Origin of the sequence: Sphingobacterium sp. HSC-15S19 (genome assembly GCF_050433745.1) — a bacterium.
GTDB lineage: Bacteria > Bacteroidota > Bacteroidia > Sphingobacteriales > Sphingobacteriaceae > Sphingobacterium > Sphingobacterium siyangense.
In genome coordinates this window covers 1-12822 of record NZ_JBNPWQ010000036.1, presented here as the reverse complement: position 1 = coordinate 12822, position 12822 = coordinate 1, and the positions used below count along the sequence as shown (strand labels likewise).

10 protein-coding genes are annotated in these 12822 nt (G+C 39.5%); 8 read left to right on the top strand and 2 right to left on the bottom strand.

All coding sequences use genetic code 11. The features are described from left to right. The first annotated feature begins 101 nt into the window (after positions 1–101). The 8 genes from L1283_RS23000 (at position 102) to L1283_RS22965 (ending at position 10770) form a co-directional block, all read left to right on the top strand. Entirely contained in the window at positions 102–569 is a 468-nt protein-coding gene (locus L1283_RS23000) for a hypothetical protein (protein ID WP_286851565.1), read from the top strand. A gap of 350 nt (positions 570–919) precedes the next feature. Then, on the top strand, positions 920–1909 hold the full coding sequence (gene trpD, locus L1283_RS22995) for an anthranilate phosphoribosyltransferase (RefSeq protein WP_429626475.1): 990 nt from the start codon (positions 920–922) through the stop codon (positions 1907–1909). A 1-nt stretch (position 1910) separates the two neighbouring features. After that, the gene (locus L1283_RS22990; protein ID WP_286851562.1) at positions 1911–2537 is read left to right on the top strand and encodes a phosphoribosylanthranilate isomerase; all 627 of its coding nucleotides are present in this window, start codon (positions 1911–1913) and stop codon (positions 2535–2537) included. Beyond that, entirely contained in the window at positions 2534–3718 is a 1185-nt protein-coding gene (gene trpB, locus L1283_RS22985) for a tryptophan synthase subunit beta (RefSeq protein ID WP_075991098.1), read from the top strand. Before L1283_RS22990 ends, trpB begins: the two co-directional genes overlap by 4 nt. A gap of 3 nt (positions 3719–3721) precedes the next feature. Beyond that, entirely contained in the window at positions 3722–4483 is a 762-nt protein-coding gene (gene trpA, locus L1283_RS22980; RefSeq protein WP_159730498.1) for a tryptophan synthase subunit alpha, read from the top strand. Positions 4484–4668: 185 nt separating this feature from the next. Further along, complete coding sequence (locus tag L1283_RS22975) at positions 4669–7134, top strand: phosphocholine-specific phospholipase C (RefSeq protein ID WP_286851561.1); 2466 nt, start codon at positions 4669–4671, stop codon at positions 7132–7134. A gap of 364 nt (positions 7135–7498) precedes the next feature. Beyond that, positions 7499–7918 (top strand): HYC_CC_PP family protein, encoded by a 420-nt coding sequence (locus L1283_RS22970; protein WP_429626473.1) that lies wholly within the window; start codon positions 7499–7501, stop codon positions 7916–7918. A 266-nt stretch (positions 7919–8184) separates the two neighbouring features. Further along, positions 8185–10770 (top strand): TonB-dependent receptor domain-containing protein, encoded by a 2586-nt coding sequence (locus L1283_RS22965; protein WP_429626472.1) that lies wholly within the window; start codon positions 8185–8187, stop codon positions 10768–10770. 52 nt (positions 10771–10822) lie between these two features. Here L1283_RS22965 and L1283_RS22960 read toward each other — a convergent pair whose 3' ends face one another. After that, positions 10823–11401, bottom strand: a complete 579-nt coding sequence (locus tag L1283_RS22960; protein WP_286851558.1) for a Maf family protein — start codon at positions 11399–11401, stop codon at positions 10823–10825. A gap of 2 nt (positions 11402–11403) precedes the next feature. After that, entirely contained in the window at positions 11404–11922 is a 519-nt protein-coding gene (locus L1283_RS22955; protein ID WP_145327820.1) for a KdsC family phosphatase, read from the bottom strand. Between the last annotated feature and the right edge of the window lie 900 nt (positions 11923–12822).

Here is a 12822-nt window from a genome sequence, read left to right as displayed (position 1 = left end):
TCGCCCTCTTTTCGGAGACAACTCAGTATGATATCCATAACCTCCCGAAGGTTTTTATTCCATAGTTTTAATCTATTTTGATGAAGACAAGTCTTACAAGTATGAAGATAAAATTAAAGCTAGTGTTGTTCATGTTTATTGGCTGTATAGCCAGCCAAAGCCTATTTGCTCAGGAACAACAAACTTCCAATGAACAGGTTGTTGTTTTAAAAAAGTTTGTCCAGCGCTTGAATGATCCTAATTTAGCGACTGATATTATTTTAAGCCAAGATCTAATAACATCAAAAAAACTGGACGAAGATCTACAGGAATACCTATTGGCAAGCATCGATGAAATCAGGATAAATGTACAGAGCAAGGATATCAACCAACTGGAATATCTTAGCTTTGCTCAAGCAGGAAGAAAAGAAACAAGTGATATCGATCTCGAAGGTATTGACCCGCAACAAGTCTACTTTGTCAAATACCTCAAGCGTTTTGTATTTGCGGCAGTCATCCGTGATAGCAAAATTGCTTCTTTTACATTAGTTTCCAAAGGGAACAATAAAGCTCATTTTGTATTCTATTAGTTTTCATCGCCGCTGTTTTATCAGACGCCTGCTCTTAGAATCCTTAAATATCACGCTTAGTCTTACACAAATGCACGCTTATCAGGTTTTATTTTAAAGTATATTTGTGAGCAATATTAAGCCAATGATGCTTTCTTAAAAATTTTTCAATAAAAACACTTGCATTTTATAATTCTATCAACCATATTTGTATTAATAAAAATAACAATGATAACAACTGTATCAAATAAAGCTTGGTGGTGGCACAACGAATAACGTTGTGGCAAACTCCTATTGCATTATTTGATTAATACGTCAAGATATGATGGGCTTGCCTAAATAAGGTAAGCCCTTTTTTTATTTAAATTACCATGAAAGAAATTTTAGCGCATTTATTTGAATACAAGACATTTTCTCGGCAAGAAGCCTACGAGATCCTAACCAACATTGCCATGGGCAAATATGACAGTCACCAAATTGCGGCATTTATGACGGCTTATGGTATGCGCAGTATTCGCGTTGAAGAGCTTGGAGGGTTTAGAGACGCGATGTATGATTTATGCCTCAAGCTGGATTTTAACGGTTATGATTTAATTGACCTTTGCGGTACAGGTGGGGATGGTAAAAATACCTTCAATATCTCGACAATAGCATCTTTTATCACTGCTGGGGCTGGTTACCATGTCGCAAAACACGGTAATATCGGGGTATCTTCGAGCTGTGGTTCATCCAATGTCATGGAATATTTAGGCTATCAGTTCAGCAACGACAAGGCTGAGCTACAACGCCAACTTGATGAAGCCAATATCTGTTTCCTACATGCGCCATTGTTTCACCCTGCCATGAAAACCGTTGCCCCGATACGTCGTGCATTGGGTGTTAAGACTTTCTTTAACATGCTGGGACCATTGACAAATCCTTCCAATCCTAAATTTCAGTCTGTTGGTGTATTTAGTTTAGAATTAGCACGACTGTATGGTTATCTATACCAAAACACCAACAAACAATATTCCATTATTCATGCTTTGGACGGTTATGATGAGATATCCATGACCGGTGATTTTAAGGTAATCAACAACCAAGGAGAGAATTACTACAACATGGAAGAACTTGGTTTTACCCCAGTCTCAGCTCAGGAGTTGACGGGAGGTGAAACGATAGCAGACGCGGCCCAGACATTCTTATCTATATTGAACAATCAGGGTACAGATGTGCAGAACAATGTTGTTTTGACGAATGCCGCATTTGCGATTAAGACCTTTAATCCCGAAAAATCTTTTGGCGACTGTTTTTATGAAGCTGAAAGTTCATTGATGGGAGGTAAAGCGTTGCGCAGTTTCCAAAAACTAATCAAAAAATAAAATGGCGATCAAAGTAAAAGTTTGTGGCATGAAATATCCCGACAATATAACCGCTGTAGCCTCCTTGGGCATCGATTATATGGGATTCATATTTTATGATCAATCCAAACGTTATGTTGGTCAAAGCTCCTCCTCATACATTAAGGACCTTGACAGCCTAAGTAAGGTCGGAGTTTTCGTCAATGCCAGCCTTTCAGAAATTCTAGATAAAATAACTGAATTCCAACTAAATGCAATTCAACTGCATGGAAATGAATCTGCGGAATTCTGTCTTGAATTGAAAGAAAAATCAGCAGTTAGCATTGTGAAAGCCTTCGGAGTCGATAAAAACTTTGACTGGATACAGCTGGATCCTTACGCTAAAATTGTAGACTACTTTTTATTTGATACAAAAAGTAGTTCCTATGGTGGTACAGGAGTACAATTTGACTGGTCCCTATTGGACCAATACAAACTTACTACCCCCTATTTTCTCAGCGGCGGTTTAGATCCCGAGAATATCAAAACAGCGCTAGAAAGAAATGATCCACGGCTATATGCACTGGATTTAAATTCAAAATTTGAAGTAGAACCCGGCTTAAAAGATATTGAGCTATTAAGCCACAGTATAAATACTATTAAAAAATGAGTATATATCAAGTCAATGAAAAAGGATATTATGGTCCCTTTGGAGGAGCCTATATCCCTGAGATGCTCTATCCAAATGTGAAAGAGCTACGTGAAGAATATCTCAAAATTATCGAAGAAGAGAGCTTTCAGGAGGAATTTAACCAACTGCTCAGCGATTATGTCGGACGTCCTTCTCCATTATATCATGCCAAGCGTCTATCTGAAAAATATGGAACTACGATTTACTTAAAACGGGAGGACCTTAACCATACCGGAGCGCATAAAATCAACAATACTATTGGCCAAATTCTATTAGCGGAACGCTTGGGTAAAAAGCGCATCATTGCCGAGACAGGCGCAGGACAGCATGGCGTTGCCACAGCTACCGTTTGTGCGCTGAAAGGTATACAATGTGCAGTGTACATGGGAGAAGTTGATATTCAACGTCAAGCTCCAAATGTAGCACGGATGAAAATGATGGGGGCCGAAGTTATTCCCGCAACATCGGGCTCCAAAACGCTAAAGGATGCGACCAATGAAGCTTTGCGAGATTGGATCAACAATCCTGTCGACACCCATTATATCATTGGGTCTGTTGTGGGACCACACCCTTATCCCGATATGGTTGCTCGCTTTCAGTCTATTATTTCTGAAGAAACGAAAAAACAACTATTAGCAAAAACAGGAAGAGAAAATCCAGATATCGTATTGGCTTGTGTCGGTGGAGGCTCCAATGCGGCAGGTATGTTCTATCATTACCTCGATGAAGAATCGGTTCAATTGTATGCCGTAGAGGCAGCTGGCCATGGTGTTGATTCAGGCGAATCCGCTGCGACAACAGCACTAGGAAAAGAGGGCGTTTTACATGGAAGCCGATCTATACTGATGCAAACAGCGGATGGCCAGGTCATCGAACCTTACTCCATATCGGCAGGACTCGATTACCCCGGTATTGGCCCTCAACACGCTTGGTTATTCAAATCCGGCAGAGGTAACTATGTAAGTGTGACTGACGACGAAGCGATGCAGGCAGGTCTTGAGCTTACCCGACTAGAAGGTATCATACCGGCTATTGAGAGTTCTCATGCCCTGGCTTATTTGGAAAAAATACCTTTTAAAGGTGATGAGACTGTCGTTGTCTGTCTTTCTGGACGTGGTGACAAGGATCTAGATAATTATATGAAATACTTTGATTTTTAAGGCATGAATACAATTGAAAAAAAAGAAGGTACTCCCCTTTTATCGATATATTTTACAGCTGGATATCCAACATTGGACAGCACAATAAGTATTGCCAAGAAATTGGAAGAAGCTGGCGCGGACTTTTTGGAAATCGGTTTTCCTTATTCCGACCCAGTGGCAGACGGACCTGTCATTCAGCACAGTTCAGAAGTCTCTTTGGCAAATGGCATGACCGTAAAAAAGTTGTTCGATCAATTGATTGACCTCCGTAAACATGTTAGCATTCCCGTATTTTTGATGGGCTACTTTAATCCTGTGCTCCAATTTGGTGTTGAAAGATTCTGTGAAGAATGTAAAAATGTAGGTGTAAACGGTGTCATTATACCTGACCTACCCATGGATGAATACGAAGAACTTTACAAAGAGACGTTCGAGAAAAATGGGATTGCAAATATATTCATTGTAACACCGCAGACTTCTGAAGAACGAATCAGAAAAATAGACAGCCTTTCCAGGAGCTTTATTTATTTACTTTCTTCCAATGCAACGACAGGTAAAACACTTGATGTTGGAGACGATACAGCTGCTTACTTCAAGCGGATACATGATCTTCAATTAAAAAACCCATTGATCGTTGGTTTCGGTATCTCCGATAAACCTACCTTTCAAAAAGCAAGTAAGCATACGGCGGGTGCCATTATAGGTACAGCATTTGTCAAACGGCTAAAAGAACCGGATTATCTTACACAGATTCCAGCATTTATCGCGTCTATCAAAGCTTAACATGCAGGCTAAAAATTAGCAAAGCGTTAATTTTTTAATAAGAGTTCGGTCTAAAGTCTTTTTTCTTGGATCGAACTCTTATTTTTAAGACAGTTTTCGAAAATGTGTTTTTTCGAAGAGAAAGAACTTTGCGGCCTTGATCAACCAAGCAATAGGCAGCCAATCAAATCAATACTGATATAACCATGGATACGCGAAGAGATTTTTTAAAGAAAGCGGCTATGCTTGCTGGGGGAGCTTCTATCTCCCATGTTATTCCATCCGCTATTGCGAAAGCGATGGCTATAAATCCAGCATTGGGCAGCACGTTTTATGATGCCGAACACGTTGTTTTATTAATGCAGGAAAACCGTTCATTTGATCATGCCTTTGGAACACTGCGTGGTGTAAGAGGCTTCAATGATCCTAGAGCTATCCGTCAACCCAATCGGAATAAAGTCTGGTTTCAGACGCAAAAATCCGGCGAAACATTTGCTCCCTTCCGATTGGATATCAAAGATTCAAAAGTTACCTGGATGGGTTGTCTCCCGCACAACTGGACCGATCAAACAGATGCTCGCAATAAAGGCAAGATGAACAAATGGTTGGATGTAAAACATTCCGGATTTAAAGAATTTTCGAATCTACCGTTGACTATGGGACATTATAGTCGCGAAGATATTCCATTTTACTATTCTCTCGCGGACTCTTTCACAATCTGTGACCAACACTTTTGTTCGAGCATCACCGGCACAAATCCGAATAGGCTTTATTTCTGGACAGCCAATATCCGGGAAAATCTTACAGGAAAGGCCTTAGTTTGGAATGGAGACTCCGAGTATAGCGGGAAAGCAACATGGACAACTTTCCCCGAACGCCTTTCGGAATTAGGCGTAGACTGGAAAATCTATCAAAATGAAATTTCTTCGAGTAGCGCTGGCTATAGTGGTGAGGCAAACAGCTGGCTAGCCAATTTTGGTTGTAATCCGATGGAGTACTTCCCCCAATATCAAGTCAAATATCATCCACGCTATCGTCAGATCCTGGCATTAAAACAAGAAGATCTCGAACGCAAAATTAGCGAAACAACAGCTGGGGAAGCACTTGAAAATTTAAAGAAAAATCTCAAGCATATTCAAGAAGAATTACAGTTATATACAGCCGAGAACTTTGAAAAGCTCGACGAGCGGACAAAAGATATTCATCGCCGTGCTTTTGTTAACAACAGTGCACAGCCCGATTATATGGAATTGGAAACAATGCATTATCAAGAAGGGGGGCAACAGCGCGAATTACAGATCCCTAAAGGGGATGTCCTGTATCAATTCCGAAAAGATGTCGAGGAAGGTAAACTTCCAACCGTATCATGGCTGGCTCCACCGCAGCTTTTTTCTGACCATCCTGATTCCCCTTGGTTTGGCGCATGGTATGTTAGCGAAATCATGGACATTCTTACCCAAAATCCAGAAGTTTGGAAAAAAACAATTTTTATACTTACATATGATGAGAATGATGGGTATTTTGACCACTTTGCGCCCTTTACAGCTCCAAATCCGGATGATACGGAAAGCGGAAAAGTATCAGCGGGAATCAACCCTGGGTTAGAATATGTACGCCGTGATGAGCAATATTATCCTGAAAGCGGAAGAGAAAGCAATATCGGTCTTGGCTATCGTGTACCGATGATCATTGCTTCACCATGGACCAGAGGCGGTTGGGTCAATTCGCAAGTGTTTGACCATACCTCCAGTTTACAATTCCTAGAGAAGTTTATTAACCACAAAATCAATAAAAATATAAAAGAAACCAACATCAGCAGTTGGCGGCGTGCAGTATGTGGAGATTTAACTTCGGCATTTAGGCCCTATCATGGCGAAACCATTAACAAACCGATTGTACTAGAACGGGAACCTTTTATCCAAGAGATTCACCAAGCCAAGTTCAAAGGCCTTCCCATGGGCTTCAAAGCGCTCAGCGCAATGGAGATCAAACAAATAGAGCAAGACCCCAGCAGTTCTCCCTACTTCCCAAAACAAGAAAAAGGGCTCCGGGATTCATGTATCCTTCCCTATGAACTTTATGTGCATGGCGAATACCAATCCAAAGGGGATTACTTGGTCACATTTGAAGCTTCAAATAAAATTTTTGGCAAACACGCTGCGGGCTCACCTTTTACCGTCTACCATGCTGCTAGCTACAAAGGAGAAGTTGGAACCTCAAGAAATTATGCTGTTTCTCCTGGAGATCGTGTAACGGACCAATGGTCGCTAGACGCCTTCGATAAAAAAATGTACCACCTCGAAATCTATGGCCCAAATGGATTTTATCGAGCGTTTAAAGGTGACACAAACAACCCAGAGTTAAAGGTCCGCTGTACCTATGAAAAAAGTAAAAATGAATCCGCGTTTACTGGGCGTTTGTCTTTTTCATGTACAAACAAGGGGAAAACAACCCAGCAACTTGTTTTCGAGGATATCAGCTATGGAAAAGAAAAAAGGAGTCTGCAACTTAAAGGTGGGCAATCCATTAGGATACATTTTGATTTGGCTAAGCAAAACTTTTGGTATGATTTCCGCCTCACCTGCGCCGGTTTTCTAAACTTTGAGGAACAATATGCGGGTCGTGTCGAGATTGGAAATGCGGGAAAAAGCGATCCTCTATTAAGCCGATAAACAAAACGAATGGGAGCATTTAAAAAATGTTCCCATTATTATAACATCTTCCTTATAACATCTTCCTGGAATAGGTAAATTTCAGGAATTAAATTACATATGTTGTTGTCCGATAAAGTGTTCCGAAAAAAGATCGAACACACGGTGCTATTCCTGTATACGACGAACCAGATGATAGAATCCCTTGTACAATAGAATTGCCCCAACAATCAAAAAGATAGCTAACAAATACGAGCTGACCGGATTGATAAATAATAAATACATAACTCTGGTAATTTTTGGTTTTTCATTTGTTACTACAAGTTATAACATTTATCCAAAATATTACAAAAAAAAATTACATATTTTCTTTATTTTTGCTTCGATGAAGAAAATTGCACTATTTATCGGCTTATTTTTCTATTTGCTCGCAGCAAGTGGTGCCTCACTGCATCTTCATTTTTGCCAAGGGGAAACAAAAAGTGTATCGTTATCGGAAAGCCATAATATGGCCTGCCCTCTTTGTGCCAAGTCTGCAAAAAAAAAGCAGAACCACTGTCATGAAACGGGAAGCTGTAAAGATGTTAAGATCGAAACACAAAAGGTCGATCACTTCAGCCGAGTAACACAAAATCTTGATTTTAACGCTTTTTATCCCGCAATAGTTACGCTTCATTGGATACTTAATTATTATCATTTCTCTGGGGAGGAGGACGATTTTTCTAAACTAAAGTATACCGATTTTGCGAGCGATAATAGACAGAACCCACCTGTTTTTATTCTCAATCAAAATTTTAGAATTTAATATCACCTCTTTTCACCGAACGCAGTTCATTTTCTTGAATTGACCGAAGTCCAGTATAGTTTTTATATTTCGTGAGAACGGCAGACTGTCATTCCCAACATTGATCTTTCCGTAGCTTGTCACGGAACAAAAAACAATGGATTTTAAATCATTCAGCAAAAATAGTAGTAGAACTGAAAAAATAAATCCGTACCCCTTGAATGTGGTTGCGTGGTATCATGAAGGTAAAAATTAAATGCTAGTTGAAGCGAATACTCTTAATTAAAATGATGAATCAAATTTTCAAAAAAATATATACGACAACCATTCTATGCTTATTTTTTCTGGCATTTGTACAGGCACAAACCGACAGTACGAGGACTCTTACCGTGGCTGGGAATTGTGCCATGTGTAAAAAACGTATTGAAACTGCCGCAAAAATGCATGGCGTAGAAACGGCTGTTTGGAATGCAGAAGACAACTTATTGCAAATCAAATATAACCCCAAAAAAGTTCAACTGGAGGCAATCAAGAAAAATATTGCTCAAGTTGGTCATGATGTAGACAACTTGGTTGCCACTGATGAATCCTATGCTAAACTCCATGAATGTTGTATGTATCCACGATTGGAAAATGGCAAAATACCCGAAAAGAAAATTGTAACAACCGATAACCATGACCATCCACATACAGTTACTGGTGTTGTCGTTGAAGAAAACGAAAAGGGGGATCTTAAACCCATTATTGGTGCCAATTTACACTGGGCCAACCTTCCAACCAAAAATACAAGGACAAACGAAAATGGTGTTTTTAAATTGGACCATAAAGAAGGATTCAACAAATTGGTTGTAAGTTATGTTGGGATGAAACCTGACACCATCACCATCAAAGATCTTCATGAAGTCATCATGATTACAGCAAAAGGAAATGTGTTGATGGAAGTCGAGGTAAAAGGAACACGACGCTCAAATTACATCGACCGTATGACACCTGCACGACTGGAAGTTCTTACAGGAAAGGAGTTATTCAAAGCGGCGTGCTGTGACTTAAGCGAGAGCTTTGAAACCAATGCCTCCGTCGATGTCGTCAGTGCTGATGCTGTAACAGGCAGCAAACAGATTCAAATGCTGGGTCTTAGTGGTATTTATACCCAATTAACCGTTGAAAATTTACCCGGACCTCGTGGGCTCGCTTCTCCTTTAGGTTTAAATTCTATTGCAGGAACATGGATTGAATCAATTCAAATCGCGAAAGGTATCGGTTCCGTAGCCAACGGTTTCGAAAACATGGCCGGACAGATCAACGTCGAATTGAAAAAACCCCAAAATTCAGAAAGATTGTTTTTTAATGCCTATGCGAACAACATGGGACGCACAGATGTCAACTTAAATCTTTCACAAAAAATTGGTCAGCATTGGTCCACTGCAGTTCTATTGCACGACAATTTCATGTACAATAAATCCATGAACTTTAGTCACAACGGATTTAGAGATATACCCGTTGGCAATCTATTCTCTGGGGTCAACCGTTGGTTTTATGAAAATGGGAAAGGACTTATGGTACAATTTGGGGTAAAATATCTCAATGACGACCGTACAGGCGGGCAGATTGATTTTAACGAAAAGACAGATAAGGGTACAACGAATCGCTATGGTTTAGGGTTTGATATTGAACGTGTAGAAGGTTTCGCTAAAATTGGTTATGTGTTCCCCGAAAATAAGCACCGCAGCATAGGTCTCCAGCTTGCAGGGTCGAATTACAATCAAAAAAGCTATTTTGGGCTCAATAACTACAATTCGGACCAACAAAATGGATATGCTAACCTCTTATTTCAAGATATTATCGGTACAGTCGCTCACAAGTATCGCGTTGGTGCCTCCATTAATTATGACAATTACAATGAGTGGTATTTAAAAGATCAAAACTTCAAAAGGAAAGAAGTGGTTTCGGGAGCATTTGCAGAATATACCTATAGTCCATCAGAAAAATTTGATGCCATTATCGGTCTCCGCCAAGACTACAATTCCCTATACGGTTGGTTTACAACACCACGCATCCATTTACGTTATGCACCTATTTCGGGAACAACGGTTCGAGCTAGCTCAGGAAGAGGTCAACGTACAGCAAATATATTTGCAGAGAATACCGCCGTCTTGGCAAGTAGTAGAAAATTGGTTATTCAATCGCCTAATATATACGATAAAGCTTATGGCCTACAACCTGAAGTCTCCTGGAATAGCGGAATAGCAATAGACCAAAATATGCGGATCTTTGGACGTGAAGCTTCGGCATCCGTTGAATTTTTCCACAACAGCTTCTCTAACCAGGTCGTGGTCGATTACGAAAATCCCCGAGAGATCAATTTTTACAATTTGAATGGGAAGTCTTTCTCCAATAGCTTGCAAACCGAATTTCGCTTTATGCCAGCACCACATTTTGAAACGAGATTGGCCTATCGCTTACTTGATGTCCAAACTGATTTTGAAAGTGGCAGAAAGACCAAACCGCTATTGGCCAAACACCGTGGTTTTGTCAACCTAGCTTATAATCACCATTCTGGCTGGAGTGTAGACTATACGTTGAATGTAGTTGGACAAAAACGCATTCCGTCAACAGCAGAGAACCCCGTTGAATATCAAATGCCTACTGCATCAAAAGCTTATGCGACCATGAATGCGCAGATTAGCAAAACTTTTGGGAAAGAGAAAAACTTCACTGTATATGTGGGCGGAGAAAATCTGTCTAATTATTTCCAAAATATGCCAATACTTGCAGCGGATCAACCCTTTGGAAACTATTTTGACACTTCAATGCTTTGGGGAGCATTAACAGGACGCATGTTCTACACTGGGGTTCGTTATTTCATCAAATAATAGCTCAGCTAAAAAATCAATGAATAATAAAAAAGCGGCTTTTGCCGCTTTTTTACATTAACTTTTTCAATTCTTGATAAAGCTTTGCCGTTGGCAATCCCACCACATTATTATATTCTCCCTCCATTTTTTTTACAGCGATTAAGCCGATCCATTCCTGTATTCCATAAGAACCCGCTTTATCTAATGGTGAAAATTTAGTAACATAATGATCGATTTCATCCGCATCTAATTCGTAAAAATAAACAGTTGTCGTTTCGACGAAAGTGCTAATCTTACCCTCCCATGAGATCGCTACGGCAGTCAACACCAAATGTTTCTTACCAGACAAGTTTGTTAGCGTTGCTCTGGCTTCCTGTTCATCTTTGGGTTTACCTAAAATTTCGCCCTTATCCGATACGACAATAGTATCAGCACAGATAACCAAACAATCGTCTTTATCCCCAAATGCCTCCGCTTTACAAATAGCGATTTGGCGAACGACCTCTGCAGCGGATAAATTCGGATCCACGTATTCCTCCGTTTCCCGAACGTCGACTTCAAATGTCAGCCCAAGTCCTGCTAACAGCTGTTTTCTCCGTGGAGATTGAGACCCTAATATAATTGTTCTATTTTTTAGATTTTTCAACATCCTTATATACTTTTTACTGTTTCATCCTCATACCATTTGCCTTGTACTTTCATGACCTTTTCGATCAATTCACGCACAACTCCCTTTCCGCCACAAAAACCAGACACATAATGTGAAATTTTCTTGATCTCTTCTACTGCATCTGCCGGAGAAACAGCTACGCCAACAGACTTCATGCAGCTAAAATCAGGGATATCGTCACCGATGTACATCAACTGATTTAATTCAAGCTTGTAATCATAAGCAAGTTCTTTCATTTTAGACAGTTTGTCAGTAACTTTTGAATACACTTCTTTGATTCCCAAACCTTTCATCCGCTGCTCGACCCCTTTCGAACCTCCTCCTGTGATAATAAAAATAGGATAGCCTTTCTTGATCGCCAACTGCATAGCATAGCCATCTTTTATATTAAATGTACGTAACTGATGCCCTTCTTCATTAACTTGTACAGTACCATCAGTCAATACACCATCTACATCCAATACAAATGCTCTTATCGATTTAAATTCGGTCAATACCATAAAAATTTATTTTTGTAAAAGTAAGGCATTTCGAGTAATAATTCGCGTAGCGATACTGATCTAATTGACAGGGCTGTCAGATAATTATTCAGTTAAGCCGGAATATCATTTGTGTGTCACAACATAGTTGTATTAGCAACTTATTCTCAAAAATATTTGGATGCTACTGTATATTTACCGTATCTTTGTAGAAGATAATTAAAGGTTATCTCGCTATGAAACACTAACAGCAAGCAGTCAGAAGAGTTATTTACTTGAAGCTTGCATAAGATTTTAAAAAACAATCATTTTTAGTTTTCACGGCACAACACGGCAACTAATTTAGTTTAGAAGCCCTTAAAGAGTCTTTTCATAATTTAGGTTTATAATTGGTTAGTAACGAACCCTGGTGCCCATCATCAGGGTTTTGTTTTTATAAGCATTTTTTCTTCTTCTATTTAATAGACTTGACCGAACCATCTCCCTACCAACATATAGCTAAAAACAATTTTCAATCAATTTTTAGACAGTGATCAGTCACTGCTTATTCAGTTTATACTGAGTGATCACTGAACAAGCACTGAACAATCACTGAACGAGCACTGAACAAACACTGTTAAAATGCCTAATTTGATCACTACTTGATCCCTACTTGCTGCAACTCAGAATTAAAAGACAAAAAATGGTATGAGCTACGCTTACGTAACAAAAAATCGCTATTGCGCGGTAATCGATTATTTTGGGATGCCCCATGACTGTTTATAGGTTTGCTTCTATGCTGACTTTTGATTATTTTAGGAATAGCAAGTTTTTTTGTTATTTTACATCACTTGCGTCCTAAACGTTTAAAAAGTGGCGGTGTTTGGATATAGCAAAGTTGCTATATTTAAATTGCAAAATTATAACACACCGCCATGATAA

What these genes read in the sequence shown, in the direction of transcription:
- trpA (WP_159730498.1), top strand. Translation starts at nt 3,722, where the DNA reads ATGAATACAATTGAAAAAAAAGAAGGTACTCCCCTTTTATCGATATAT.
- L1283_RS22960 (WP_286851558.1), bottom strand. Translation starts at nt 11,401, where the DNA reads ATGTTGAAAAATCTAAAAAATAGAACAATTATATTAGGGTCTCAATCT.
- L1283_RS22975 (WP_286851561.1), top strand. Translation starts at nt 4,669, where the DNA reads ATGGATACGCGAAGAGATTTTTTAAAGAAAGCGGCTATGCTTGCTGGG.
- L1283_RS23000 (WP_286851565.1), top strand. Translation starts at nt 102, where the DNA reads ATGAAGATAAAATTAAAGCTAGTGTTGTTCATGTTTATTGGCTGTATA.
- L1283_RS22990 (WP_286851562.1), top strand. Translation starts at nt 1,911, where the DNA reads ATGGCGATCAAAGTAAAAGTTTGTGGCATGAAATATCCCGACAATATA.
- L1283_RS22955 (WP_145327820.1), bottom strand. Translation starts at nt 11,922, where the DNA reads ATGGTATTGACCGAATTTAAATCGATAAGAGCATTTGTATTGGATGTA.
- trpD (WP_429626475.1), top strand. Translation starts at nt 920, where the DNA reads ATGAAAGAAATTTTAGCGCATTTATTTGAATACAAGACATTTTCTCGG.
- L1283_RS22970 (WP_429626473.1), top strand. Translation starts at nt 7,499, where the DNA reads ATGAAGAAAATTGCACTATTTATCGGCTTATTTTTCTATTTGCTCGCA.
- trpB (WP_075991098.1), top strand. Translation starts at nt 2,534, where the DNA reads ATGAGTATATATCAAGTCAATGAAAAAGGATATTATGGTCCCTTTGGA.
- L1283_RS22965 (WP_429626472.1), top strand. Translation starts at nt 8,185, where the DNA reads ATGATGAATCAAATTTTCAAAAAAATATATACGACAACCATTCTATGC.